Origin of the sequence: Paraburkholderia tagetis (assembly GCF_022213065.1) — a bacterium.
GTDB lineage: Bacteria > Pseudomonadota > Gammaproteobacteria > Burkholderiales > Burkholderiaceae > Paraburkholderia > Paraburkholderia tagetis.
The window spans coordinates 21,879-47,417 of the sequence record NZ_JAKLJA010000045.1 but is presented as its reverse complement, the minus strand read 5'-3'; the positions used below and the strand labels follow the sequence as shown (position 1 = coordinate 47,417).

19 protein-coding genes are annotated in these 25,539 nt (G+C 63.5%); 12 read left to right on the top strand and 7 right to left on the bottom strand.

What is annotated here, in order from left to right; all coding sequences use genetic code 11:
* Positions 1-112: 112 nt before the first annotated feature.
* On the bottom strand, positions 113-808 hold the full coding sequence (locus L5014_RS32195) for an aspartate/glutamate racemase family protein (RefSeq protein WP_238467841.1): 696 nt from the start codon (positions 806-808) through the stop codon (positions 113-115).
* Positions 809-966: 158 nt separating this feature from the next.
* Here L5014_RS32195 and dinB point away from each other — a divergent pair, with 158 nt between their 5' ends.
* The gene (gene dinB, locus L5014_RS32190; protein WP_238467840.1) at positions 967-2,148 is read left to right on the top strand and encodes a DNA polymerase IV; all 1,182 of its coding nucleotides are present in this window, start codon (positions 967-969) and stop codon (positions 2,146-2,148) included.
* A 137-nt stretch (positions 2,149-2,285) separates the two neighbouring features.
* The gene (locus tag L5014_RS32185) at positions 2,286-3,572 is read left to right on the top strand and encodes an amidohydrolase family protein (protein ID WP_238467839.1); all 1,287 of its coding nucleotides are present in this window, start codon (positions 2,286-2,288) and stop codon (positions 3,570-3,572) included.
* A 114-nt stretch (positions 3,573-3,686) separates the two neighbouring features.
* Here the strand turns inward: L5014_RS32185 and L5014_RS32180 are convergent, their stop codons facing one another.
* The 4 genes from L5014_RS32180 to fixL form a co-directional block, all read right to left on the bottom strand.
* A complete protein-coding gene (locus L5014_RS32180) occupies positions 3,687-5,786 on the bottom strand; it encodes a M3 family metallopeptidase (protein WP_238467838.1) in 2,100 nt (699 codons plus the stop codon).
* A gap of 282 nt (positions 5,787-6,068) precedes the next feature.
* Positions 6,069-6,923 (bottom strand): bifunctional methylenetetrahydrofolate dehydrogenase/methenyltetrahydrofolate cyclohydrolase FolD, encoded by an 855-nt coding sequence (gene folD / locus L5014_RS32175; RefSeq protein ID WP_238467837.1) that lies wholly within the window; start codon positions 6,921-6,923, stop codon positions 6,069-6,071.
* A 297-nt stretch (positions 6,924-7,220) separates the two neighbouring features.
* Positions 7,221-7,871, bottom strand: coding sequence for an oxygen response regulator transcription factor FixJ (fixJ, locus tag L5014_RS32170; RefSeq protein WP_238467836.1), 651 nt, complete (start codon positions 7,869-7,871; stop codon positions 7,221-7,223).
* Positions 7,868-10,396: an oxygen sensor histidine kinase FixL gene (gene fixL / locus L5014_RS32165; protein WP_238467835.1), complete on the bottom strand. Its 2,529-nt coding sequence runs from the start codon at positions 10,394-10,396 to the stop codon at positions 7,868-7,870. Before fixL ends, fixJ begins: the two co-directional genes overlap by 4 nt.
* Before the next feature lie 292 nt (positions 10,397-10,688).
* Between fixL and aceE the strand changes: the two genes are divergently transcribed.
* The 3 genes from aceE to lpdA all read left to right on the top strand — a co-directional run bounded on the left by aceE (position 10,689) and on the right by lpdA (position 17,007).
* Complete coding sequence (aceE, locus tag L5014_RS32160; protein ID WP_238467834.1) at positions 10,689-13,385, top strand: pyruvate dehydrogenase (acetyl-transferring), homodimeric type; 2,697 nt, start codon at positions 10,689-10,691, stop codon at positions 13,383-13,385.
* An 80-nt stretch (positions 13,386-13,465) separates the two neighbouring features.
* Positions 13,466-15,130 carry a dihydrolipoyllysine-residue acetyltransferase gene (gene aceF / locus L5014_RS32155; RefSeq protein WP_238467833.1) on the top strand — a complete coding sequence of 555 codons (1,665 nt, stop codon included), beginning with the start codon at positions 13,466-13,468 and terminating at the stop codon, positions 15,128-15,130.
* A gap of 101 nt (positions 15,131-15,231) precedes the next feature.
* Positions 15,232-17,007: a dihydrolipoyl dehydrogenase gene (gene lpdA / locus L5014_RS32150; RefSeq protein ID WP_238467832.1), complete on the top strand. Its 1,776-nt coding sequence runs from the start codon at positions 15,232-15,234 to the stop codon at positions 17,005-17,007.
* 240 nt (positions 17,008-17,247) lie between these two features.
* Here the strand turns inward: lpdA and L5014_RS32145 are convergent, their stop codons facing one another.
* Complete coding sequence (locus L5014_RS32145) at positions 17,248-17,823, bottom strand: phasin family protein (RefSeq protein ID WP_238467843.1); 576 nt, start codon at positions 17,821-17,823, stop codon at positions 17,248-17,250.
* A gap of 754 nt (positions 17,824-18,577) precedes the next feature.
* Between L5014_RS32145 and pbpG the strand changes: the two genes are divergently transcribed.
* The 3 genes from pbpG to L5014_RS32130 all read left to right on the top strand — a co-directional run bounded on the left by pbpG (position 18,578) and on the right by L5014_RS32130 (position 20,845).
* Positions 18,578-19,768 carry a D-alanyl-D-alanine endopeptidase gene (gene pbpG / locus L5014_RS32140; RefSeq protein ID WP_238467831.1) on the top strand — a complete coding sequence of 397 codons (1,191 nt, stop codon included), beginning with the start codon at positions 18,578-18,580 and terminating at the stop codon, positions 19,766-19,768.
* 261 nt (positions 19,769-20,029) lie between these two features.
* Positions 20,030-20,317: a hypothetical protein gene (locus tag L5014_RS32135; protein ID WP_238467842.1), complete on the top strand. Its 288-nt coding sequence runs from the start codon at positions 20,030-20,032 to the stop codon at positions 20,315-20,317.
* Positions 20,318-20,320: 3 nt separating this feature from the next.
* Positions 20,321-20,845, top strand: a complete 525-nt coding sequence (locus L5014_RS32130) for a helix-turn-helix transcriptional regulator (protein ID WP_238467830.1) — start codon at positions 20,321-20,323, stop codon at positions 20,843-20,845.
* 146 nt (positions 20,846-20,991) lie between these two features.
* Here L5014_RS32130 and L5014_RS32125 read toward each other — a convergent pair whose 3' ends face one another.
* Complete coding sequence (locus L5014_RS32125; RefSeq protein WP_238467829.1) at positions 20,992-21,795, bottom strand: IclR family transcriptional regulator; 804 nt, start codon at positions 21,793-21,795, stop codon at positions 20,992-20,994.
* A gap of 248 nt (positions 21,796-22,043) precedes the next feature.
* Here L5014_RS32125 and L5014_RS32120 point away from each other — a divergent pair, with 248 nt between their 5' ends.
* The 4 genes from L5014_RS32120 (at position 22,044) to L5014_RS32105 (ending at position 25,395) form a co-directional block, all read left to right on the top strand.
* Complete coding sequence (locus L5014_RS32120) at positions 22,044-22,766, top strand: (Fe-S)-binding protein (protein WP_238467828.1); 723 nt, start codon at positions 22,044-22,046, stop codon at positions 22,764-22,766.
* Positions 22,767-22,894: 128 nt separating this feature from the next.
* Positions 22,895-24,331, top strand: a complete 1,437-nt coding sequence (locus L5014_RS32115; protein ID WP_238467827.1) for a lactate utilization protein B — start codon at positions 22,895-22,897, stop codon at positions 24,329-24,331.
* A 166-nt stretch (positions 24,332-24,497) separates the two neighbouring features.
* Positions 24,498-24,746, top strand: a complete 249-nt coding sequence (locus L5014_RS32110) for a hypothetical protein (RefSeq protein WP_238467826.1) — start codon at positions 24,498-24,500, stop codon at positions 24,744-24,746.
* A gap of 154 nt (positions 24,747-24,900) precedes the next feature.
* Positions 24,901-25,395, top strand: a complete 495-nt coding sequence (locus L5014_RS32105) for a low molecular weight protein-tyrosine-phosphatase (protein WP_238467825.1) — start codon at positions 24,901-24,903, stop codon at positions 25,393-25,395.
* Positions 25,396-25,539: the final 144 nt, after the last annotated feature.

Sequence of the window (25,539 nt, the reverse complement as noted above, 5' to 3'; positions counted from 1 at the left end):
GATATCAGCTTGATCCACCGTCGAGATGTACTGCTACGTCGCCCTCAGGAAATTCCGGCAACATGAACCAGAGAAACCGAAAAACCGATCCCGATTGACACCGGGAGTCATATCAGCCGTTCAAGGCCCAATCCACCGCGGCCTGCGCATGCAGCGCGGTGGTATCGAACACAGGCAATGCCGAATCCGCAGGGCCGATCAGCAGCGTGATTTCCGTGCAGCCGAGAATGACGGCCTGCGCGCCACGCGTTTTCAGATCTTCGATAACACGCTGATAGATACGCCGCGAATCGTTATCGACCGTGCCGTGGCAAAGCTCGTCGTAGATGATGCGATGCACATTCTCCCGATCGTGCTCGCCCGGCACGATGGCCTCGATCCCGTGCCGCTCGCGCAGGCGCCCCACGTAGAAGTCCTGCTCCATCGTGTAGCGCGTGCCGAGCAGGGCAGCGCGGGTCACGCCGGCCGCTTTCAGCGCCGACCCGGTCGGATCGGCGATATGCAGGAAGGGAATCGAAATCGCCGCTTCGATCGATGCGCATACGCGATGCATCGTGTTCGTCGCCAGCAGCACGAGATCGGCGCCGCCGCGCTCCAGTTGCATGGCCGCCTGAGCCATCTGCGCGCCTAGTGCCTCCCAGTCGCCCGCGCGCTGCAAGGCTTCCACATCGGCGAAATCGACCGTCGCCATGAGGCTGCGTGCATTGTGATGGCCGCCGAGCCGCGCCTTCGCGTAGCGGTTCAGCAGGCGGTAATACTCCGCCGACGACTCCCAGCTCATTCCGCCAATTACACCGATCGTTTTCATCGCGCATTCCGCAAATGATTGAAATGATCGGACGAGTATAGGCACGCCAGCACCGCTGTACAGGTACGGTCCCGTCCGAAGATTGCGGTACGGCAGGGGGACGCGCGCAGACACCGCCGGACAGTTTTCTTGAAAATAGCACTGTGTTTTTGTACAGTATGAGTACTTTGAACACGCCTTCCTCCGATTTTTCGCCGCCCGTGCCGTCTGTACCGACAGCGCCTCAAGCCGCAGCGGCCACCCGCTTCGCTCGCAAGATCATCCATTGCGATTGCGACTGCTTTTACGCATCGGTCGAAATGCGCGACGATCCCACGCTGCGCGGGCGTCCGCTCGCCGTGGGCGGCCGGCCGGACCAGCGCGGCGTGATCGCGACCTGCAATTACGAGGCGCGCCGCTTTGGCGTGCATTCGGCCATGTCGTCGGCGCTGGCGATGCGCAAGTGTCCGGAGTTGCTGATCCTGCCCACGGCGATGGAAAAGTACCGTATTGCGTCGCGGCAGATCATGGCGATCTATCGCGACTACACGGCGGACGTCGAGCCGCTGTCGCTCGACGAGGCGTATCTCGACGTCTCGCGCACCACGCGCTGCAAGGGCAGCGCCACGCTCATCGCGAACGAGATTCGCGAGCGCGTGCGTGAGACCGTGGGCGTGACGGTGTCGGCGGGCGTCGCGCCCAGCAAGTTCGTCGCCAAGATCGCGTCCGACTGGAACAAGCCCGATGGGATCTTCGTCGTGCGTCCACACGAGGTCGATGCGTTCGTCGCGGCGCTGCCCGTGCGCAAGATTCACGGCGTGGGCAAGGTCACGGCGGCGAAGCTGGAGAACCTCGGGCTGTCCACGTGCGCGCAGTTGCGCACCTGGTCGCTATTCGATCTGCACCGGCATTTTGGCGTGTTCGGCAAGCGCCTCTACGAGCTTGCGCGCGGTATCGACGATCGGCCCGTGCGCGCGGATCAGGAGCGCAAGTCGGTGAGCGTCGAGACGACCTACGTGAACGATCTGCTCACGCTCGAAGCGTGCAGCGAGGAGCTCAAGCGCCTTGCGACGCAGCTCGATGTGCGCATCGAGCGCGCAGGCTGCGCGCACGCCGTGCGCAAGCTCTTCGTGAAGATCCGTTTCGCGAACTTTCAGCGCACGACGGTCGAGTGCGTGGCCGATGCCACCGATCTGCCCACGCTGCTGGCACTGCTCGAGAAGGGGCTCGCGCGGCGCAAGCTCGCGGTGCGGCTGTTGGGTGCCGGCGTGCGGCTCGAAGAGGACAATCCCGCGCTGCGCGGCCAGTTCGCGCTGTTCGACGAAGATCCCGAAGACGACGACCGCGAAGCGGGGGCGTGACTCGCGCGCGGCGCCGTGTTGGCAGGGCATTTCAGGCGCCGATAGAATCGAAGCGCAATCCAGGCAGAGTCCAGGCGCAGTGCAAGGAAGCGCCACGCCAACTCGCGACACAAGAAGACGCCAGCAAGGAGCCATCCATGGACCTGATCATTCGTCGCGCCGTGCTCGCGCATGCGCATCCCGCCGGGCATCCCACGGTCGATATCGGTATCGAGGCAGGGCGCATCGCTGCCGTCGAGCCGCGTCTCGCGGCGCAGGCGCGCGAGGAGATCGACGCGGCCGGTGCGCTCGTGAGCGCGCCGTTCGTCGACGCGCACTTCCACATGGACGCCACGCTGTCCTGGGGCCTGCCGCGCGTGAACGCGTCGGGCACGTTGCTGGAGGGCATCGCGCTGTGGGGCGAGCTCAAGCCGCATCTCACGCAGGAGGCGCTTGTCGAGCGTGCGTTGCAGTACTGCGATTGGGCCGTCGCGCGCGGGTTGCTGGCGATCCGCTCGCACGTCGATGTTTGCGACGCACGCTTGCTCGCCGTCGAGGCCCTGCTCGAGGTGAAGCGCCGCGTGGCGCCGTATCTCGACCTGCAACTCGTGGCCTTTCCCCAGGATGGCCTCTTGCGCAGCCCCGGCGCGTTCGACAATCTCAAGCGCGCCATCGCGCTGGGTGTGGACGTGGTGGGTGGCATTCCGCACTTCGAGCGCACGATGGCCGACGGTGCGGAGTCGGTGCGGCTGCTCTGCGAATTCGCGGCGGAAAAGGGCTTGCGCGTGGACATGCATTGCGACGAGTCCGACGATCCGCTCTCGCGCCACATCGAAACGCTCGCCGCGCAAACGCATCGTCTCGGCTTGCACGGCCGCGTGACGGGCTCGCATCTCACGTCGATGCATTCGATGGACAACTACTACGTGAGCAAGCTGATCCCGCTGATGCGCGAGTCGGGCGTGGCGGCGATCGCGAATCCGCTCATCAACATCACGCTGCAGGGCCGCTCCGATACCTATCCGAAGCGGCGCGGCATGACGCGAGTGCCCGAGCTGATGGCGGCGGGCATCAACGTCGCGTTCGGCCACGACTGCGTGATGGACCCGTGGTACAGCTTCGGCTCGGGCGATATGCTTGAAGTCGCGCAGATGGGGTTGCACGTTGCTCAGATGACGGGCGTGGAGGCGTCGCGCGCATGCTTCGATGCGGTTACGCTCAATCCCGCGAAGATCTTGGGCCTCGAAGGCTATGGTGTTGCGCCGGGGCGTGCTGCGAACCTCGTGGTGCTCGATGCACGCGACGCCGTCGAGGCGATTCGCCTGCGCGCGGCGCGCCTCGCCGTGGTGAGCCGGGGCAGGGTGGTGAGTCGCCAACCCGCGCAACGCGCAGCGCTTGCGCTCGAAGGCCGGCCCGGGAGTGTCGATTTCAAGCTGCACCGCTGAAAGTCCGGCGATAAAAAACCGCGCACGGGATACGCTCCCGTGCGCGGTTTTTTCGTGCTTAAGCCTACCTGAGCACACATGAGCGCACCCAGGCGCACCCAGGCGTAAGCAGGCTTAATGCTGCGCCGGCGGCTGCTCCATGCCGTTATGGCGCAGCAGCGCATCGATGCTCGGTTCGCGTCCGCGGAATGCCTTGAACGATTCCATCGCCGGGCGGCTGCCGCCCACTTCCAGAATCTCCTTGCGATAGCGCGTACCGGTGGCCGCGTCGAGCACGCTCGACTTCGTGGCCTGCGCCGCCTCTTCGAATGCCGCATAAGCGTCGGCGGAAAGCACTTCGGCCCACTTGTAGCTGTAGTAGCCTGCCGCGTAGCCGCCCGCGAAGATATGGCTGAACGTGTTCGGCCAGCGCGAGAACGGCGCCTGCGCAATGACGTGATAGCGCTCGTTGATCTCGCGTGCGAGGTCGTTCACGGTCTTGTCCTTCGACGCGTCGAAGTCCACGTGCAGCGCCATGTCGAACAGCGAGAACACGATCTGGCGCAGCGTGCCAAGGCCGCTCTGGAAGTTCTTCGCAGCGAGCATCTTGTCGAAGAGTTCGCGCGGCAGGGGCTTGCCCGTGTCGACGTGCGAGGTCATCTCCGTGAGAACGTCCCACTCCCAGCAGAAGTTCTCCATGAACTGCGAGGGCAGCTCGACGGCATCCCATTCCACGCCGTTGATGCCCGAGACCGAAAGCTCGTCCACGCGCGTGAGCATGTGATGCAGGCCGTGGCCGAACTCGTGGAACAGCGTGATGACTTCGTCGTGCGTGAAGCAGGCGGGACGGCCGCCCACCGGCGCGGAGAAGTTGCAGGTGAGATACGCGACCGGCGTTTGCACGCCATTGCTCTCGAGCTTGCGACGCGAGCGTGCGTCGTCCATCCATGCGCCGCCGCGCTTGCCTTCGCGCGCGTAGAGGTCGAGATAGAACTGCGCGACCAGCGTGCCGTCCGCGTTCTCCACGCGGAAGAAGCGCACGTCCGGATGCCAGACGGCGGTCTTGTCGTCGCGGATGCGCACGCCGAAGAGCGTCTCCGTGACCTTGAAAAGGCCCTTGAGCACGAAGTCTTCGGGGAAGTATTGCTTGACCTCGTTCTCAGAGAACGAGTAGCGCTTCTGGCGCAGGCGTTCGGCCGCGAAGGCCATGTCCCACGGCTCGATGTTCGTGAGGCCGAACTCGCTGGCGGCGAATTCGCGCAGCTCCTGCCAGTCCTTTTCGGCGTGCGGGCGCGCGCGCGTGGCGAGGTCTTCGAGGAAGCTCGTGACCTGCGCGGGCGACTCGGCCATCTTCGGCGTGAGCGAGACTTCGGCGAAGTTGTTGTAGCCGAGCATCTTCGCTTCTTCGGCGCGCAGCTTCAGTTGATCGCCGACGATTGCGGTGTTGTCCCAGTCGGGCTTGCCGCCGCCATATTGGGGTCCCAGCTCCGATGCGCGCGTGACGTAGGCGCGATACATCGTCTCGCGCATCGCGCGGTTTTCCGAGTATTGCAGCACCGGGAAATACGAGGGAAAGTGCAGCGTGAACTTCCAGCCTTCCTTGTTCTCGCGCTCGGCGGCTTCGCGCGCGGCGGCGATCACGTCGTCGGGCAGGCCCGCGAGCTCGCTTTCGTTCGTGGCGTAGAACGCATAGGCGTTGGTGGCGTCGAGCACATGGTCGGAGAACGCCTTCGAGAGGGAGGCCTGGCGCTCCTGCAATTCAGCGAAACGCGGCTTCTGGTCTTCGGGCAGCTCCGCGCCGGAAAGGCGGAAATCGCGCAGCGCGTTATCGAGAATCTTCTTGCGCTCGCCCGAGAGCAACTCGAACGAGTTGTGGTTCGTGATGGCTTTGTACTTCTCGTAGAGCGCGAGATTCTGGCCGACGCTAGACCAGAACTCGGTCACGCGCGGCAGGTTCTCGCCGTAGACGGCGCGCAGCTCCGGTGTGTCGGCTACGGCGTTCAGGTGGCCGATCACACCCCAGGCGCGCGAAAGCGGCTCAGTGGCGCGCTCGAGCGGCTCGACCACGTCGCTCCACTGCGCGGGTGTCATCGGCAGGGCCGCGCGATCGACTGCGGCGTTCGCGTTCGCGAGCAGCACGTCGAGCGCGGGCGTCACGTGTTCGGGACGGATCTCGCCAAAGCGCGGCAGGCCGGTGAAATCGAGCAGCGGATTATCGGAGGGAGTAGTTGCCATGATGCGTCCTGTTCCTTCTGTCGCGGTTATCTCGCGTTTAATTCGCATGAAATGGGCCGGGGCGCCGCGCACCCCGATATTCCGGTTATTGGGGCGCGGGACACACTTTCCAACCGGTGCAATCGACCAAATTAACAGAAGTCAGGCTGCGGCGGCGCAATCGACGCGCGGCGGCATGCGATGGATCGCCCGTGCACGCACGAAAAAAAACGGCCCGCGCGTGAATGCGCGGGCCGTTCAGCGATGCTTTGGCGACAGCTCTGTTTTGCTGGCAGCGCGTACTCAGACGCCGGCCGCGCGCTCCGCCGCTTCGATCGTATTGACGAGCAGCATCGTGATGGTCATCGGGCCGACGCCGCCCGGCACCGGCGTGATGAAGCCGGCCACGTCCTTCAAGCCCGCGAAATCGACGTCGCCGCACAGCTTGCCGTTATCGTCGCGATTCATGCCCACGTCGATCACGGTCGCGCCCGGCTTGATCATGTCGGCGGTCAGCACGTTGCGCTTGCCCACGGCGGCCACTACGACGTCCGCTTCGCGCGTGTGCTTCGCGAGGTCGCGCGTCTTGCTATGGCAGATCGTGACGGTGGCGCCCTTTTCGAGCAGCAGCAGCGCCATTGGCTTGCCGACGATGTTCGAGCGGCCGATCACCACGGCGTTCGCGCCCTCGAGCGGGATCTTGTATTCCTCGAACATCTTCATCACGCCGTAGGGCGTGCAGGGGCGGAACAGCGGCTGGCCGGTCATGAGCGCGCCGGCGTTGGCCACGTGAAAGCCGTCCACGTCTTTTTCCGGCGCGATCGCCTCGATCACCTTGTGGCTGTCGATGTGCTTCGGCAGCGGCAACTGCACGAGGATGCCGTGGATCTTCGGGTCGCGGTTCAGCTCGTCGATGCGCTTGAGCAGATCGGCTTCCGGGAGCGATTCGGCATAGCGGTCGTAAGACGAATAAAGGCCGTTGTCCTCGCAGGCCTTCACCTTGTTGCGCACATAGACTTCGCTCGCTGGATTGTCGCCGACCAGCACGACCGCGAGGCCAGGCTGATGGCCGCGAGCGGTGAGGGCGGCGGCGCGCGTGGCGACATCGGCGCGCAGTTTCTTGGAGAGGGCGAGGCCGTCGATGAGGGTGGCTGTCATGGTCGGTCGAGTTCGAGTGTGGGCGATGCGCAAATGCATGCCGGAGCGCGGCGGGTTGACCGTCGCACATGCGCGTCGTACAGGCGTCGGGAGAAGCGGGCACCGGCTGCGAAGGGCGACATTATACTCGCGCGGCGCGCGCGCACTGTCGCGGCCAGGCGAAACACCGGTCGCACGAGGCAGGAAGAAATGGTGGGAATGTGGTAGGGAAGGCGCTGCGCGGCGTCAAGCGCCGCGCAGATGCACGGTTGCGTGCAACGTAATGCGCCGTTCCCGGTTGCGCCGCCAGGCGCAGTCTTACTGCTGCTGCGCTTGTTGCGGTTTGTTGGAGAGCGCGAGGCGCAGCAGGTCGGCGACCGTGTTCACGTTCAGCTTCTCCATGATGTTCGCGCGGTGCGCTTCCACGGTCTTGATGCTGATGCCCAGATCGTCGGCGATCTGCTTGTTCAGGCGGCCCGCGATGATGCGCTCGAGCACCTGGTGCTCGCGCGCCGTGAGCTTGCCGAGGCGCTCGGCCGCGGCACGCTGCTGCTGCACGTTGGTGCTTTCGCTGCGGGCCTTCTCCAGCATGCGCTCGACGAGCTTGCGCAGTTCGGCTTCGTCGAAAGGCTTCTCGATGAAGTCCATCGCACCCTTCTTCATGGTGGAGACGGCCATCGGCACGTCGCCGTGGCCGGTCACGAAGATGATCGGCAGTGAGGCGTTTTCGGCGATCAGGCGCTCTTGCAGCTCGAGTCCGCTCATGCCCTGCATGCGCACGTCCAGAATCAGACAGGCGATTTGTCCGGCTTGCTGCGCCGGCTGGTACGCCTCGAGGAATTCTTCCGCGCTCGTGAAGCACTGCACGCGGTAGCCATTCGCTTCGAGCAGCCAGCGCAGGGAGTCTCGTACGGCCTCGTCGTCGTCGACGACAAAGACGGTTTCCTGGGTTGTGACTGGGCTGTTCATGGCTCTCCCGTAACGGTTTGTGGAGTCGGCTCGTCGGATCCGTCGCGCGAGGAGCGGTCCGATTCGCCAATAGGCAGACTGCAATGGAACGTGGCGCCGCTGATGTGGCCGTCTGCTTCGACGTTGTTGACCACCCAAAGACGCCCGCGATGCGATTCGATGATCGAGCGGCAAATATTCAGCCCCATGCCCATGCCATCGGACTTGGTGCTGTAGAAAGGTTCGAAGAGGCGCTCGGCGGTGGCTTCGTCCACGCCCGGGCCCTGGTCCACCACGCTGACGCAGACGTTGCCGCCGTCGCGCTTCACGATCACGCGGATCACCGGGTCCACGGCCGCATCTGGCAAATTCGGGCGCGCCTCGGCCATGGCTTCGGCGGCGTTCTTCAGCAGATTGACGAGCACCTGCTCGATGAGCACCGGATCGACGTAGATCACGGGCATGCGCGAGCGCATGTCGGTCACGATGCGGATGCGGCGCTTGCGCGCCTCGATCTCGGCGAGACCCACGGCGTCGGCGACGATGTCAGCCACGCGCGCGGCCTGGCGCTTGGGCTCGCTGCGCTTCACGAACTCGCGGATGCGCTTGATGATCATGCCCGCGCGCACCGCCTGCTGCGCGGTCTTTTCGAGCACCGGCAGCAGATTGTCGGGCGCAGCGCGCCCCGACTTCACGAGCGCGACGGTGCCCGAGGCGTAGTTGTTGATGGCGGCGAGCGGCTGGTTCAGTTCGTGCGCGAGCGACGAGGCCATTTCGCCCATCGTCATGAGGCGGCTCGTGAACTGCAGCTTCTCGTCCTGCTGGCGGGCCAGCTCCTGGGCCTGCTTGCGCGTGGTGATGTCGGTCGCGATCTGCATCTGCGCGAGGTGGCCGTCCACCCACTGGATGTACTGGCGCCGCACCTCGAACCACTTCTGGATGCTCTCGACGTAGATTTCCTGAGCGTCGGCGGCGCTCTCGGTGAGCGCCGTGGCGGGCAGGCCCGCGTAGGCGTCCACCATGTCGATCGAATCCGACGACGCCGCCGCTGAATCGAAGCCGCCGCCGCCGGCCAGTTCCAGATGGCCGTCCGGGCGGATGCCGAAGAGGTGGCGGTAGTAGCGATTGGCAAACAGCAGCTCGGCTTCGTCGGCGGCAAGCACGGAAACGGCGGCGTCCAGGCTCTCCAGCACCGTGGTAAAGCGCTCGTGCGCGGCGGCGAGTTCTTCGCGCGCGCGCTTGGGCTCGGTGATGTCGGTCATCGACGACATCCAGCCGGTCTGGCGGCCCGAACTGTCGATGAGCGGCGAGACATAGAGCCGCGCGTGGAACTGCGAACCGTCCTTGCGGCGCACGCGCAACTCGAAGCCCGACGAAGGGGCCTTGCCGCGCAGCGTCATGTCGAGCTGGCGCTGCATTTCAGGGTAGGCGTCGCGCGGCCAGTAGGGGAACGGCGCGTGCTTGCCGACCAGATCGCTTTCGTCCCAGCCGGTCATGCGGCAGAACGCCGGATTCACGTGCGTGATGCGGCCGTGCATGTCGAGCACACGCATGCCGATCAGCACGGAGTTCTCCATCGCGCGCCGGAAAAAGGCTTCCGCGTACAACGCCTGCTGTGCCTCGAAGCGCTGGCGCGTGTGTTTCCATAGGCTCCACAGGCTCCACAAAACGAAGCAGGATAGTCCCGCGACCAGCCACACGAGCGTATTGTTCGTGAAGTTGGTCATCTGCGGATACGAATACACGCGCACCGAGACGCCTTGGCCCGGCGGATCGAGCGGCAGATCGTAGTAGGCGTCGCGCGGCAGGCGCGGGCGCGTCGAGGTGGTGGCGAGCTCGCGGTTGTTCGCGTCGATGATCGAAATTTTGTACTTGGCGGACAGCTCGGGCGGGATGTCGTGCTTGAGTATCCCTTCGACCGAGAACACGGCCGCAACCGAGCCGAGGAATTCGCGGTCGCGATATACGGGCGTCTGCAAGGTGATGTAGCCGTTGCCCACGTCGTCGTAGATGAGCGGCGAGTAGACCTGGCGGCGCGTCGTGCGGGCTTCGTCGAAGGCGGCCTTCACGGCCTCGTCCATCTGCGCGTCGTTGGGCTTGGCCAGGCGCTGGCCGAACACCGGCATGGCCGTGTTGGGCCAGCGCGGCTCCTGCTGGCTGGTATACCAGTTCAGGTAGAGAATCTCGGGGTGACCCTGCATGATGTCCGTAGTGGACGTCTGGAAGTACTGCGGGTCGCTGTGGCCGGCGGTCAGATCGCGCGAGAGCGCCTGCAATTGCTCCTGCGCGCCCGTCATGGAGAGGCGGATCTGCTGCTGCGCCCAGGCCACGTTGCGATAGAGCGTGTCTTCCTGCTGTTGCTGCTCGCGGCGATTCAGGCTCCACAAGATCAGGCTCATGACGATCAGGAAGACGAGGATCGACAGGAGCGGCGTCAGCAAATAGGAATTCGACCACCAGGGTCCGTGGTGCCAGCGGGACGGCGACGACTCGCCGGGCGAACCGGGCGGCCGCGCCGAGCGTGCGAAAAGCCGTTCGGTCAACATGGCAAGGATTGTAGCTCAGCGTAAGAGTCTGAAACGCCGTGAAAAAAGCGGTAAATCGCCGATAAACCGGTGCAAACTGGCCGATATCGGAGCAGGGGCACGAACGATTAAGCGTGCGCCGCAGCAATTTTTCACATTATAAAAATCCATCTCGCGATTCGAAAAATTCCTTGCATGAAGCCAGGGGCGGTCATTACAATCGGCCGCAATGCTGCTGCGGTCGGCCCAGTCACGTCGGGTCGCCATCCGCATGGTCCGATCAACAGCGTTCCCCTACATCCAGGAGACGAGTATGTCCGCTGTACCCGACGAAGTCCTGAAATACATTGCCACCGAGAAGGACGAAGATCCTCAGGAAACCGCCGAATGGCTGGAGGCGCTGGACGGCGTCATTTCCACCATCGGTCCCGACCGCGCCCACTATCTGATCGAGAAGCAGATCGAGTTCGCCCGCGTGCATGGCGAGCATCTGCCGTTCTCGGCGAACACGCCGTACATCAACACGATTCCCGTCGCCAACCAGGCCAAGAATCCCGGCGACCAGGACATCGAACACCGCATCCGCTCGTACACGCGCTGGAACGCCATCGCAATGGTGCTGCGCGCGGGCAAGGACACCAACGTCGGCGGCCACATCGCCTCGTTTGCTTCGGCCGCCACGCTCTATGACGTCGGCTACAACCACTTCTGGCACGCACCGTCCGCCGAGCACGGCGGTGACCTCGTGTTCGTGCAGGGCCACTCGTCGCCGGGCGTCTACTCGCGCGCGTTCCTGCTTGGCCGCCTCTCCGAGAACCAGCTCGACAACTTCCGCCAGGAAGTCGGCGGCCAGGGCATCTCGTCGTACCCGCACCCGTGGCTGATGCCGGACTTCTGGCAGTTCCCGACCGTCTCGATGGGCCTTGGCCCGATCATGGCGATCTATCAGGCACGCTTCATGAAATACATGCAGGCGCGCGGCATCGCCAAGACCGAAGGCCGCAAGGTCTGGGCCTTCCTCGGCGACGGCGAAACGGACGAGCCGGAATCGCTTGGCGCGATCGGTATGGCCGGCCGCGAGCGTCTGGACAACCTCGTGTTCGTCATCAACTGCAACCTGCAGCGTCTCGACGGCCCGGTGCGCGGCAACGGCAAGATCATCCAGGAGCTCGAAAGCGAGTTCCGCGGTGCCGGCTGGAACGTCATCAAGGTCATCTGGGGATCGCGCTGGGACGCGCTCTTCGCGCGCGACAAGTCGGGCGCGCTGATGCGCCGCATGATGGAAGTCGTCGACGGCGAGTACCAGACGTACAAGTCGGAGTCGGGCGCATTCGTGCGCGAGCACTTCTTCAATACGCCCGAGCTGAAGGCGCTGGTCGCCGACTGGTCCGATGACGACATCTGGAACCTGAACCGCGGCGGTCACGATCCGCACAAGATCTACGCGGCATTCCATCAAGCCCAGAACTCGAAGGGCCAGCCGACCCTGATCCTCGCCAAGACGATCAAGGGCTATGGCATGGGCGAAGCCGGCCAGGCCATGAACATCACCCACCAGCAGAAGAAGATGCAGGTGGATCAGCTCAAGAAGTTCCGCGACCAGTTCCGTCTGCCGATCTCGGACGACCAGATCGTCGACGTGCCGTACCTCAAGTTCGAGGAAGGCTCGAAGGAGCTCGAGTACATGCGCCAGAAGCGCATGGACCTCGGCGGCTACCTGCCCGCGCGCCGCCAGAAGGCGGAATCGCTGCCGGTGCCGGCGCTCGAGGCATTCGAGCCGCTGCTCAAGGGCACGGGCGAAGGCCGCGAGATCTCCACGACGATGGCGTTCGTGCGGATCCTGAACATCCTGCTCAAGGACAAGGCACTCGGCAAGCGCGTTGTGCCGATCGTGCCGGACGAGTCGCGTACCTTCGGTATGGAGGGTCTCTTCCGCCAGATCGGTATCTGGAATCAAGACGGCCAGAAGTACGTGCCGGAAGATGCCGACCAGCTGATGTTCTATAAGGAATCGCAGACTGGCCAGATTCTCCAGGAAGGCATCAACGAAGCCGGCGGCATGTGCGACTGGATCGCAGCCGCGACGTCGTACTCGACGCACGGCGAGATCATGGTGCCGTTCTACATCTTCTACTCGATGTTTGGCCTCCAGCGTATCGGCGACCTGGTGTGGGCGGCGGGCGACATGCGTTCGCGCGGCTTCCTGCTGGGCGGCACCGCGGGCCGCACGACGCTCAACGGCGAAGGCCTGCAGCACGAAGACGGTCACTCGCTTCTGTGGGCTGCTTCGGTGCCGAACTGCGTCACGTACGACCCGACCTTCGGCTACGAACTGGCCGTGATCATGCAGGACGGCTTGCGCCGCATGGTGCAGGATCAGGAAGACGTGTTCTATTACGTCACCGTGATGAACGAGAACTATGAGCACCCGGCGATCCCGCAGGGCGAGCATGTGGCCACGGACATCATCAAGGGCATGTACTCGTTCCGCAAGGGCGACGCAAAGGCCAAGGGCCCGCGCGTTCAACTGATGGGCGCCGGCACGATCTTCAACGAAGTGATCGCCGCGGCCGACCTGCTCAAGAACGACTGGGGCGTCGAAGCCGACCTCTGGAGCGTGCCGAGCTTCACGGAACTGGCTCGCGAAGGCCACGAAGTCGAACGCTGGAACCTGCTGCACCCGAGCGAGCCGCGTCGCGAGTCGCACGTCGAGAAGCTGCTCAAGGGCACGGAAGGCCCGATCATCGCTTCGACCGACTATGTGCGCGCACTCGTCGACCAGATCCGTGGCCTGGTGCCGCGCAAGTTCGTGGTGCTCGGCACCGACGGCTTCGGTCGTTCGGACACGCGTGAGAATCTGCGTCACTTCTTCGAAGTCGATCGTTACTGGACGACGGTCGCAGCGCTCAACGCGCTCGCGGACGAAGGCAAGATCGAGCGCAAGGTGGTCGCCGACGCCATTGCGAAGTACGAGCTCGACCCGTCCAAACCCAACCCGATGACCGTCTAACGCATCATCCCCCTGTGCATGGCATGTGCGCCTCCCCGAAGCGGGGAGGCGTGTCGTATGCGGCCCCGGAGACACTAACAATGAGTCAAACGATCGAAGTCAAGGTGCCGGACATCGGCGATTACAAGGACATTCCTGTGATCGAGGTGCTGGTGAAGGCGGGCGATACCGTCGAAAAAGAGCAGTCGCTGATCACGCTGGAATCGGATAAGGCGACCATGGATGTGCCGAGCCCGGCTTCGGGCACGGTCAAGGAAGTGAAGGTCAAGCTGGGCGATAACGTGTCGGAAGGCACGCTCGTACTCGTGCTGGACGGCGCGGGCGCTGCTGCGGCTCCCGCTGCTGCGCCTGCCGCTGCGCCGGCTGCGCAAAAAGCTGCCGCACCCGCACCGGCCGCTGCTCCCGCGCAACAAGCGGCTCCGGCTGCGAGCGGCGGCGCGCAAAGCGTCAAGGTCCCCGATATCGGCGACTACAAGGACGTGCCCGTCATCGAGATCGGCGTGAAGGTCGGCGATCGCGTCGAGAAGGAGCAGTCGCTCGTCACGCTCGAGTCGGACAAGGCAACCATGGACGTGCCGAGCCCGGTGGCCGGTGTCGTCAAGGCAATCCTGGTCAAGGTCGGCGATAACGTGTCGGAAGGCACGGAAATCGTCGTCGTGGAAGCGGAAGGCGCAGCGGCTCCTGCTGCCGCCCCGGCTGCGAAGCACATCGAAGAGCCGTCGGACGCGCCGCAAGCCGCGCCGGCACGGCCCGCGCCCGCAGCGCCGTCGGCGCTCGCGCAGGCCCCGATCATCCCCGCGGGCGAAGGCGGCGCGCGCCGTCCGAGCCACGCCTCGCCGTCCGTGCGCAAGTTTGCACGCGATCTGGGCGTGGACGTTGCACGCGTCAAGGGCACGGGTCCGAAGGGCCGCATCACCCAGGACGATATCACCGCGTTCGTGAAGGGCGTGATGACGGGCCAACTGGCGGCTCCGGGCACCGCGGCCGCAGCGCCCGCCGGCGGCGGCGCGGGCCTGAACCTGCTGCCGTGGCCGAAGGTCGACTTCACGAAGTTCGGCCCGATCGACACGCAACCGCTGTCGCGCATCAAGAAGATCTCTGGCGCGAACCTGCACCGCAACTGGGTCATGATCCCGCACGTCACGAACAACGACGAAGCGGACATCACCGACCTCGAAGCGCTGCGCGTGCAGCTGAACAAGGAAAACGAGAAGGCAGGCGTGAAGTTCACGATGCTCGCGTTCGTTATCAAGGCGTGCGTCGCGGCGCTGAAGAAGTTCCCGGCGTTCAACGCGAGCCTCGACGGCGATAACCTCGTCTTCAAGCAGTACTACCACATCGGTTTTGCCGCCGACACGCCGAACGGCCTCGTCGTGCCGGTGATCCGCGACGCGGACAAGAAGGGCCTCGTCGATATCGCGAAGGAAATGGCCGAGCTCTCGAAGCTCGCGCGCGAAGGCAAGCTCAAGCCGGACCAGATGCAAGGCGGCTGCTTCTCGATCTCGTCGCTCGGCGGCATCGGTGGCACGCACTTCACGCCGATCATCAACGCACCGGAAGTGGCGATCCTCGGCCTTTCGAAGAGCGCAATGAAGCCGGTGTGGGACGGCAAGCAATTCGTGCCGCGCCTCACGCTGCCGCTTTCGCTCTCGTACGACCACCGCGTGATCGACGGCGCAGCTGCCGCGCGCTTCAACGCGTACCTCGGCGCGATCCTCGGCGACTTCCGCCGCGTGATTCTGTAAAACCGCTTCATTGACCGACTGACGCCTCCGCGTCGCACGCGCCATGTTTATGCGCGTGCGCGCCGCGGTGGGCGCGGCCGGTCGTTCCAACAGGGGACACCATGAGTCTCGTCGAAGTGAAAGTGCCGGATATCGGCGACTTCAAGGACATCGACGTCATCGAAGTCAACATCAAGGCCGGCGATGTGATCGAGAAGGAGCAGACGCTGCTCTCGCTCGAGTCGGACAAGGCCACGATGGAAGTGCCCAGCGATGTCGCGGGCACCGTCAAAGAAGTGAAGATCAAGGCTGGCGACAAGGCGTCGCAAGGCACGGTGATCGCGCTGGTCGAAGCGTCCGAGGGGGCGACTGCGGGCGCGGCGGCTGCACCGAAGGCCGAAGCACCGAAGGCTGAGGCGCCCAAGGCCGCTGAGGCTCCGAAGGCTGCTGCTCCGGCGCCGCAAGCCGGCAGCTTCGGCGGTAGCGCCGATGTCGAATGCGACATGCTCGTTCTGGGCGCTGGCCCTGGCGGCTATTCGGCGGCGTTCCGTTCCGCCGACCTCGGCATGAAGACCGTGCTCGTCGAGCGTTACTCGACGCTCGGCGGCGTGTGTCTGAACGTCGGCTGCATCCCGTCGAAGGCGCTGCTGCACACGGCGCTCGTGGTCGACGAAGCTGCTGCGCTCGCTTCGCACGGCATCTCGTTCGGCAAGCCGCAGATCGATCTCGACCGCCTGCGCGACTTCAAGTCGGGCGTCGTCAAGAAGCTCACCGGCGGTCTGGCCGGCATGGCGAAGGCGCGCAAGGTCGAAGTCGTGACCGGCGTGGGCACGTTCCTCGATCCGTACCATATGGAAGTGGCGGGCGAGAGCGGCAAGAAGATCGTCAAGTTCAAGCAGGCGATCATTGCGGCGGGTTCGCAGGCCGTGAAGCTGCCGTTCATGCCGGAAGATCCGCGTGTGATCGACTCGACCGGCGCGCTGGAACTGCGCCAGCTTCCGCAGAAGATGCTGGTGATCGGTGGCGGCATTATCGGTCTGGAAATGGCGACCGTCTACTCGACGCTCGGCGCGCAGATCGACGTCGTGGAAATGCTCGACGGCCTGATGGCCGGTGCCGACCGCGATCTCGTGAAGGTCTGGGAGAAGTACAACGCGAAGCGCTTCGCGAATGTCATGCTCAAGACCAAAACCACGAAGGCCGAGGCGAAGGACGATGGCATCTACGTCACGTTCGAAGGCGAGAAGGCACCCGCCGAAGCACAGCGCTACGACCTCGTGCTGGTCGCCGTGGGCCGCTCGCCCAACGGCAAGAAGATCGGTGCGGACAAGGCCGGCATCGCGGTGACCGACCGTGGTTTCATCGAGGTCGACAAGCAGCAGCGCACCAACGTGCCGCATATCTTCGCGATTGGCGACGTGGTTGGCCAGCCGATGCTCGCGCACAAGGCCGTGCATGAAGGCCACGTGGCAGCGGAAGCGGCGCACGGCGAGAAGGCGTACTTCGACGCCCTGCAGATTCCGTCGGTGGCCTATACCGATCCGGAAGTGGCATGGGCCGGCAAGACCGAAGATCAGTGCAAGGCCGAAGGCATCAAGTACGGCAAGGCGGTGTTCCCGTGGGCCGCTTCGGGCCGCGCGATCGCCAACGGCCGCGACGAGGGCTTCACCAAGCTGATCTTCGACGAAGATACGCATCGTGTGATCGGCGGGGGCATCGTCGGCCTGAACGCGGGCGACCTCATCAGCGAAGTCTGCCTCGCCGTGGAAATGGGCGCGGACGCGACCGACATCGGCAAGACCATCCATCCGCACCCGACGCTGGGCGAGTCGGTGGGCATGGCCGCCGAGCTGTATGAAGGCGTCTGTACGGACCTGCCGCCGCAAAAGAAGAAGTAATTTGCCGCGAGCATGAAAAAACGGCGCACTCCGCGAGGAGTGCGCCGTTTTTATTTGGACATTGGGGTCGCCGCGGGCCGCTGTGAGAAACACTGCGATCGATTGCCGATCGACTGCGAGAGGCGCTGGAGCTAAAAAAATTCCCGGCCTCCAGCGACCGGGCAAGCGACATGCCGGACCGGAGCGTCAGGTCCGGCGCTGGGCGCGATTTTCAGCGCGCCACAGGTCGATGCGTGATGCTCAGGCCGGCTTCTTGGCAGCAGTGGCGGCAGCCGAGCGCGAAGCTTGCGCGGCAGCCTTGCTGGCCGCGGCGGTGGCGGCATTGAAATTGCTTTCGGCCAATTCGACGGCTTGCTTGGTGGCCTTATGGACCGTTTCGTAGGTCGTGTTCGCGGCGTTGATAGCCGACTTGATCACGGCGACAGCGGTTTCCGAGCCGGCCGGCGCGTTCTTGGCGACGTTGTCGACGAGCGACTGGACCTTGCGGTTTTGTTCTTCGTAGTGGGCTTCAGCGACCTTCGCGAACTCGGCTTGCGTAGCCGAAGCGATTTCGTAGACGTGGCGACCGTACGACAGCAGCTTTTCGGTGAGCGGTTGAGCGAAGCTCGATTGCAGGGCGAAGAATTCTTGCGCGTCTTTCGCCGACAGCGCGCGCTGCGCGTGCTCCTGCGATTCCGTCAGATTTGAGCGAACGGCCTGAAGGTTCAATTCGACGAGCTTTTCCACGCCTTCAAATGCCTTGCCGGTGAGGCCGAACAGCGTTTCGAGGTTGGCTTTCTGGGCAGCGGCGAATTGCTCAGGGGTCAGCAGACTCATGTTTACGCTCCTGGATGTTTGGCGGCCTCGTTCGCGGGCCGCCTGAAGTAAGTGGCAAGACACTGGAGGATGATCTGCCCGGCGCTGTAGTGTGGCTTTGGTGCGTCGCAGCATTGATTTCGATTTTAGGTCGCTGGAGATGAAAGTCAAGAACTTTTGGTGCGACGCACAATTACATTAAACTATTTTTAAACAACTACTTATGCGTGCGGCATGAGGCTGTCCTTCTGTGTCTCGGTGAACTGCGGCATAGCGTCCGCAACCTACGTGCGGCAAGGCTTTGGCTGACAAGGTCAAGCATGTATGCGTTCGATCTGGCAAGATTGAGCCTGACGATGTGCGCCGGACGTGGCGTGCGTCGTATGACTCGTTGGAGGCCGGTGAGGGATTGCGCTGGGCGCGTCCACCAAATTCCTTCATGGAACGTTAAACATTCATCGCGGTCGAACGCGCGTCGCGCGTTTTCGGCGGCACCGGCGTTAGAGAGTCGTCCTCGGTATTACTCCCACATAAAGTTTTGCATCGCGCGCGCCGTCAATGCGTAGACAGCGGAGAACGTTGTTAGCGCAGGGCGCAGCAGGGTGGGGCTGCCCGGATGATTGTCTTTCTCCATCGAATGCATGAAGTACATTGGTCATCTCAATTGAAAACCAGATTTCGGTTTAACGAGTAGCCATAAGTGCTTCAATTTGCGAAATTTTCGTGGTTTTACTACACTTGGCGAACGATCCCGCCGCTCCATCCAAGAACACCAATGAAATCCGACAAGCTCCTGTCGTTCAAGCTGGTGCCCTCATCGGTTGTCAGTACCGCGCTGTCGGTGGCTGTCTCCGTGGTCATCAGTGCGACGCTCGTAGTGCCCGAGGGCGCATTTGCTGCGTCGCAGAACACCGCGGCGGCCACGACGGCCAAAGCCAAAAAGACTACCAGGAAAGGCACAAGCGGCACGAAGGCGGCCGCGCCTGCAAAGGTCGCCAAAAAAGCAGGCGCGACCAGCGTCGCCGCCGCTAAGGACGACGATGCACGTCCGACGGCGAAGAAGCGCCGTGTCAGTTACACAATGAACGGCCGTCATCGCACGGCAGTGCGCCGTGTCGCGTTCGAGCCGCGTCAGCCGACCGCGGGCCAGGCGTTCGGCCTCCATGAAACGCCCGATTCGCTGATGCTGCGCTCGGGCGTCGCCTACGTGGTGGACCAGAACACGCTGGAACCGCTCTTCGACAAGAATTCGCGCGCCGTGGTGCCCATCGCCTCGATCTCGAAGCTCATGACTGCAATGGTCGTGCTCGATTCGAAGGCGTCGCTTACCGAGTCGATCGAAGTCACCGACGAAGATCGCGACTACGAGAAGAACACCGGTTCGCGCCTCTCGGTGGGCTCGGTGCTCTCGCGCGAAGACATGCTGCATATCGCGCTGATGGCGTCGGAGAACCGCGCGGCCGCGGCCCTCTCGCGCTACTACCCGGGCGGGCGTCCGGCGTTCGTCGCGGCCATGAATGCGAAGGCGAAGCAGCTCGGCATGACCGACACGCACTTCGAGAATTCCACGGGGCTGTCGAGCCACAATGTCTCGACGGCGCGTGATCTCGTGAAGATGGTGAATGCGGCCTACCAGTACCCGCTCATTCGCCAGTTCTCGACCGACCGCAGCTATGACGTGTTTACGGGCAAGCGCAATCTTGCCTACAACAGCACGAACGCGCTCATTCGCAATTCGTCATGGGACATCGGTCTGCAGAAGACCGGTTTCATCAACGAAGCGGGCGAGTGCCTCGTGATGCAGACGACGGTTCACGGTCGTCCGGTCATCATGGTGCTGCTCGATTCGAGCGGCAAATATTCGCGTTTCGCCGACGCGGCCCGCGTGCGTACGTGGATCGACAACGGCGGCGCGGACCAGCAACCGCGCATTACGAGCGCGGACGCGGGGGGCGCGGGTACCTGATTCGGCCCGCCACGCCGGTTTCGGCTTCGCCAGGATAAACGCCCCGCTTTTCGCGGGGCGTTTGCCTTTGGTGCCCGACGTAAGCGCGTCCTATGCACGCGTCTCCTACGCCATGAGGCTAGCTGTCGGGCGCCAGGTTTCATCAGCAGAATTTCAATGATTCGAGACGCGCTGCCCGCCCGGATAGCGCGATTTGGTCGCTTCAGGTTTGTTGGTTGTCAATTGACAACTTTGGTGGCGGCCCATACACTGAGTTTGCCGATGAGACGATCGCATCCAAAGAAAGAGGTCGAGGCTGCGCTGGCCTACGCCGAGGCGAAGGGTTGGTTAGTTAGACCAGCTAACGGTAATGGCCATGCGTGGGGCAGGATGTACTGCCCATATAACCAGGCTGACTGCCGGTGCGGAGAGTTTTGCATTACGAGCATCTGGAGCACGCCGCGAAACGCCGGCAACCATGCATGGTTGTTGAGGCGCGTGGTCGACAATTGCTCGGCGCTGCGCGCGAGCGCGCCGCCAGAGCGACCGACCGCCATACAGCAGGAGTAACTCATGAACTATGTATTCACGCTCAAGTATCAACTCGCGCCGGAAGATTGCGATCACGAAGACCTCGTGGAACGGCTGGCCCACGCAGGCTGCGACGATGCCACGATCGGCGTGGGGCAGCCTGGCCGCATCGCGCTGGCCTTTGCGCGCGACAGCGAGAGCGCGTGGTCGGCCATCTACTCGGCGTTGCAGAACGTGAAGCAGGCGGCGCCTGCGGCGCGTCTCGTGGAGGCCGCGCCGGATCTCGTCGGCTTGACAGACGTTGCCGACATGACAGGCATGTCACGTCAAAACATGCGTAAGCTGATGCTCGCGCACACAGTCGATTTTCCGCAGCCCGTGCACGAAGGAAGTCCGTCGCTCTGGCATCTCGGTGACATCCTCGCGTGGCTGAGCGGCCGCCAGGGTTACAGCATCGACCCCGCGCTGCTGGAGACGGCGAGCACCGCGAAGCAGGTCAATCTGGTGAAGGAAGCACGCGAAATCGACACCCGCATCAAGTGCCAACTTGCTGAACTTGTCGAGTGAGGAGCGTAAAGAAGAGAGAGAGAAGAGAGCCGCAAAGAAGAGAAGCGCCGGACGTGCCGGCGCTTCACGGGTTTCAATGCGGTTGCGCGAAACAGGTTTGCGCGACGGTTGGCCTCTCTAGTCGACTCGAGCCAATCCAAGCCAGCTCAAGCCGCCGTCTGTACGTTGCCTTCAACGGGCTCCGGGTGGTAACCGAGCGATTCCGAAATCGTGAGCGCCGTCTTGCTCAGTTGCCCAAGCCACGAGTCCTGGAGGCGGTCGGCAGGTGCCGAGAGTGAAAGCCCGGCCACGAGCTTGCCGGTGTCGTCGTAGATGCCCGCTGCGATGCAACGCACACCCAGTTCCAGTTCTTCGTTGTCGCGTGCGCAGGATTGTTGGCGCACGTGGGCGAGTTCGCGTTCCAGCCGGCCAAGGTCGGTGATGCTGTTGCGCGTGTGGCCCGAGAGGCCCGTGCGCGTGGCATAGGCGCGAACGCGATTCGCTTCGTCGGCGGCCAGGAAGAGCTTGCCAACCGAAGTGAGATGCAGCGGCGCGCGGCCGCCGATTGCCCGCACCACTTGCATGCCTGAACGTTCCGAATAGGCGCGCTCGATATAGACGATTTCGTCGCCCTGGCGCACGGAGAGGTTCACGGTCTGGCCCGTGAGGCGATGCAGTTCGCGCATGGGCGTGAGTGCCGCATCGCGTACCGAGAGGCGCGCCTTAACGAGATTGCCGAGCTCCAGCAATCGCATGCCGAGCCGGTATGTGCCTGGGTCCGAGCGGTCGACGAGCCGGCAACTCACCATGTCGTTGAGAATGCGGTGCGCAGTGGACGGATGCAGTTCAGTGCGTTGAGCGAGATCCTTCAGGCTGACCGGGTCGGTGTGCGCGGCAAGCGCGTCGAGGAGGCGCATCATGCGCTCGATCACCTGAATCGAGGTCTTCGGATCCGGATTGGTGTCGGTCATGGGGGCAGGTTCCGGGGGCAGATTCGTTTTGCGCGTATGCGAAACGCGACGCGGAAAAGGCCATTGTATCTCGTATGGTGAAAAAAGACAGCGGCTTACGGTACGACGCCTCGGTTTGGCGGTCGCGTTCGCATGCGTGTCGAGCGCGTCGGGCGGCCAATCCTGGGGGCAACCCGCTGGGGCAGCCCGGCATTGGTGGTGACGGTGAAACGTCGGATAATCGGGGACGGTTTTCACGAGGAGTTCCCATGCGAGTCGGTTTGTTCGTTACCTGCCTTGTCGACACAATGCGTCCCGAAATTGGCTTTTCGGCGCTCAAGTTGCTTGAGGAGGCTGGCTATGAGGTGGCGGTCCCACCCGCCCAGACCTGCTGCGGGCAACCGGCCTACAACTCGGGCGAGCGTCCGCTCGCGCGCGATCTGGCGGAAAAGACACTGCGCGAATTCGAGCAATACGACTACGTGGTGGTCCCGTCGGGTTCATGTGGCGGGATGATCCGCGCGCATTACGGCGATCTCTTTCGCGACGACCCCGAGTTGATGGCGCGTTATGGCAAGTTGCGCGAGCGCGTCTACGAATTGACGGACTTCCTTGTGAATGTCGCGAAAGTCACGTTGCCCGAAGGCGAATTTCGCGGGCCGGTAACCTATCACGATTCGTGCTCGGGCCTGCGCGAACTGAGTGTGAAGGCGCAACCGCGCGAGTTGCTCGCGCAGCGCGGCGTGGCGGTGCAGGAGATGAAGGACTGCGAGCACTGCTGCGGCTTCGGCGGCACCTTTGCGGTCAAGTACGGCGCGATCTCCACCGCCATCGCTGACGAAAAATGTATGAACGTGCAGGCGAGCGGGGCGGGTGCCGTGGTGCTCGGCGACCTCGGCTGCATGCTGAATATCGAAGGGCGCTTGCGTCGCACCGGCGACTCCAGCACCCGGGTGCTGCACATTGCCCAGGTGCTTGCCGGCGACGTTTGAGGCACCGCTCGCCAGCCGGCTGATATCGTCCGTTTCACCCGCCAGGCGTAGCTTCAAGGCCCTCGATACCACCGGAATTCGCCTGAATCCGACCGCACACGAAAGCATTTACGCCCCGATTCCACGCCATGCAAGTTCAATCGATGCAATTCAAGGCGCGCGCTGGCCAGAAGCTGGCCGATCAGCGTCTGCAGCAAAATCTCAAGAAGCTTTCGACCAAGTTCGTTTCCGCGCGCGCGGAGGCGATCACGGCGATCGACTTTCCGGCCACACGCGCGGCGCTCAAGGAGCGCCGCAATCGTGCGCTGGAGAATCTCGATGTCTGGATCGAGCAGTTCGAGGCCGAGGCAACGCGACGCGGCGTGACGGTCCTGTTCGCCGAGACATCGCGCGACGCGGCGAAGCTCGTTGCCGGGATCGCGCGCAAGCACGAGGTGCGCAAGGTCATCAAGACGAAGTCGATGGTCTCGGAGGAAATGCAGCTCAACACGGTGCTCGGGCAGATGGGCGTGCAGTCCATCGAGACGGACCTGGGCGAATACATCCTGCAGATCAACAATAACGAGCCGCCGAGTCACATCATTGCGCCCGTTGTCCACAAGGACAAGGACGAGATCGCCGACCTGTTCGCGAAGACGCATCACAAGCCACGCCTCACGGAAATTCCCGACATGACGCGCGAGGCGCGTGAGGTGCTGCGGCCGCACTTCCTTTCGGCGGACATGGGCGTGACGGGCGGCAACTTCCTCGTTGCGGAGACGGGCTCGGTCGTGCTCGTGACCAATGAGGGCAACGAAGGCATGTGTACCGTTATGCCGCGCGTGCATGTAGCGGTCACCGGCATCGAAAAGGTCCTGCCGACGCTCGAGGATCTTGCCACTGCGATGCGCTTGCTGCCGCGCTCGGCGACGGGGCAGGCCACGTCGAATTACTTTTCCGTTCTTACGGGCCCGCGCGGCGCGCAAGACCAGGACGGGCCCGAGCATATGTACGTCGTGCTTGTCGACGGCGGGCGTACCGGGCTCATCGGCGGCGAGTTCCAGGAGATGCTGCGCTGTATCCGTTGCGGCGCCTGCATGAATCATTGCCCGGTCTATCAGAAGGTGGGCGGACACGCATACGGCTGGGTCTATCCGGGGCCGATGGGATCCGTTCTCACGCCGAGCTACGTCGGCATCGACAAGGCGCTCGATCTGCCGCAGGCCGCCACGCTCTGCGGCGAGTGCAACAGTGTTTGCCCGGTGGGCATCCCACTCTCGGATCTGCTGCGCAAGTTGCGCGAGAAGCAGACCGAACGGCACTTGCGTCCCTGGCGCGAGCGTGCGGCGCTGGCGGTGTGGGGCTGGTTCGCGCTGCATCCGAGTGCCTACGCGCTGCTTACCAAGCTCGGCGTGCGTGCGCTGGAGCGCATGGGCGGGCAGGCTCGGCTTATTCGCACGCTGCCTTTCGCGCGCGGCTGGACCGAGGGGCGCGACATGCCAGCTCCGACCGGACGCACGTTCCGCGAACTGTATGCCGCGCGGCACACGCATCTGGACACGACAGGGCAAACACAGAAGACGTGACGAAACGGCTGCGTCAAGCCATCAATGACAGGCGCTGCACTGTTTAATCTGCGACAACAGTGTGTTCATGTTTATCGGGTTTTTCCTGATTGCGGTCATCTATATCATTTCGACTGGCGATAGTGCGTCTGAGCCTATTGCCCTACAGTCGAGAGAGAGTCGCATCATGAAAAAGAAAATAGTGATGTATTGGCCGCTGGCGCTGATTGTGCCGCTCGCGGCGATTGCATGGGTTCATGCCTTGAATACTGCCCAGGAGCAGTTTCCGCTGGCAGCCGATCAGGTGAGTGCCGAACTGGCGCGTGCGGTTTCATATGGCCTGGTTGGCACCGCGGGCGATGCGAATGTTCACGTCAAAACCCCGGTCAAGGCAACACACAACACTACGCCGCTGCCGCAGACGAGCGCGATCTAAACCGTCACGGGACGATGGCGCTGGCCAAGGCCAGCGCATATCGCCGGCACTTTGTATAATCGGCAGTTCGTTTGCGCCGCGGTCGCTCGCAGTGGCTCAATGAGTGGTCCAATGGCCTGGTCCAGGCCGCCGTCCGTCCGCCTCACCCGACACGATGAAAAAGGTTTCCGTCTGCTTCGTTTGTCTCGGCAATATCTGCCGCTCGCCCACGGCTGAAGCCGTGATGCGGCGCCTTGTCGACGAGGCGGGTCTGAGCGCGCAAGTGTCGGTCGATTCGGCGGGTACCGGCGACTGGCATATTGGCGAGGCGCCCGACGAACGCGCCCAGCGCGCCGGGGCGAAGCGGGGCTACGATCTGGCGCCGCTGCGCGCTCGCCAGATCGCGGTGGAAGACTTTCGCACGTTCGACTTGATCGTTGCGATGGACGACGCCAATGTAACGGCGCTTGAGCAAGTGGCGCCGCCCGCCGGGCGCGACAAGATTCGTCTGTTGATGGAATTCGCGCCGCATTTGCAGGAACGTGTGGTCACCGACCCGTATTTTGGCGGCGCTGCGGGGTTTGAGGCGGTCCTCGATCAGTGCGAAGCGGCCTGCTCGGGCCTACTGGCAGCGTTGCGCCCCAAATTGACGAACCGAGTGGCGGACTAAGATGAACGTCGCGGCGCATCCTCATGCAAGTTTTGCGCCGTTTTCCCTTTTCGTCATGTGCCTAATAACCCAACTGGCGGCACGGATACTTGACTAAACTAGTCATGTATTTATACTTGACGAAAATTGTCGAGAATTGCGGTT

Bases quoted from the DNA above. Each gene is read 5' to 3' on its own strand.
- L5014_RS32195 (WP_238467841.1), bottom strand. From the start codon at position 808: ATGAAAACGATCGGTGTAATTGGCGGAATGAGCTGGGAGTCGTCGGCG.
- dinB (WP_238467840.1), top strand. From the start codon at position 967: ATGAGTACTTTGAACACGCCTTCCTCCGATTTTTCGCCGCCCGTGCCG.
- L5014_RS32185 (WP_238467839.1), top strand. From the start codon at position 2,286: ATGGACCTGATCATTCGTCGCGCCGTGCTCGCGCATGCGCATCCCGCC.
- L5014_RS32180 (WP_238467838.1), bottom strand. From the start codon at position 5,786: ATGGCAACTACTCCCTCCGATAATCCGCTGCTCGATTTCACCGGCCTG.
- folD (WP_238467837.1), bottom strand. From the start codon at position 6,923: ATGACAGCCACCCTCATCGACGGCCTCGCCCTCTCCAAGAAACTGCGC.
- fixJ (WP_238467836.1), bottom strand. From the start codon at position 7,871: ATGAACAGCCCAGTCACAACCCAGGAAACCGTCTTTGTCGTCGACGAC.
- fixL (WP_238467835.1), bottom strand. From the start codon at position 10,396: ATGTTGACCGAACGGCTTTTCGCACGCTCGGCGCGGCCGCCCGGTTCG.
- aceE (WP_238467834.1), top strand. From the start codon at position 10,689: ATGTCCGCTGTACCCGACGAAGTCCTGAAATACATTGCCACCGAGAAG.
- aceF (WP_238467833.1), top strand. From the start codon at position 13,466: ATGAGTCAAACGATCGAAGTCAAGGTGCCGGACATCGGCGATTACAAG.
- lpdA (WP_238467832.1), top strand. From the start codon at position 15,232: ATGAGTCTCGTCGAAGTGAAAGTGCCGGATATCGGCGACTTCAAGGAC.
- L5014_RS32145 (WP_238467843.1), bottom strand. From the start codon at position 17,823: ATGAGTCTGCTGACCCCTGAGCAATTCGCCGCTGCCCAGAAAGCCAAC.
- pbpG (WP_238467831.1), top strand. From the start codon at position 18,578: ATGAAATCCGACAAGCTCCTGTCGTTCAAGCTGGTGCCCTCATCGGTT.
- L5014_RS32135 (WP_238467842.1), top strand. From the start codon at position 20,030: ATGAGACGATCGCATCCAAAGAAAGAGGTCGAGGCTGCGCTGGCCTAC.
- L5014_RS32130 (WP_238467830.1), top strand. From the start codon at position 20,321: ATGAACTATGTATTCACGCTCAAGTATCAACTCGCGCCGGAAGATTGC.
- L5014_RS32125 (WP_238467829.1), bottom strand. From the start codon at position 21,795: ATGACCGACACCAATCCGGATCCGAAGACCTCGATTCAGGTGATCGAG.
- L5014_RS32120 (WP_238467828.1), top strand. From the start codon at position 22,044: ATGCGAGTCGGTTTGTTCGTTACCTGCCTTGTCGACACAATGCGTCCC.
- L5014_RS32115 (WP_238467827.1), top strand. From the start codon at position 22,895: ATGCAAGTTCAATCGATGCAATTCAAGGCGCGCGCTGGCCAGAAGCTG.
- L5014_RS32110 (WP_238467826.1), top strand. From the start codon at position 24,498: ATGAAAAAGAAAATAGTGATGTATTGGCCGCTGGCGCTGATTGTGCCG.
- L5014_RS32105 (WP_238467825.1), top strand. From the start codon at position 24,901: ATGAAAAAGGTTTCCGTCTGCTTCGTTTGTCTCGGCAATATCTGCCGC.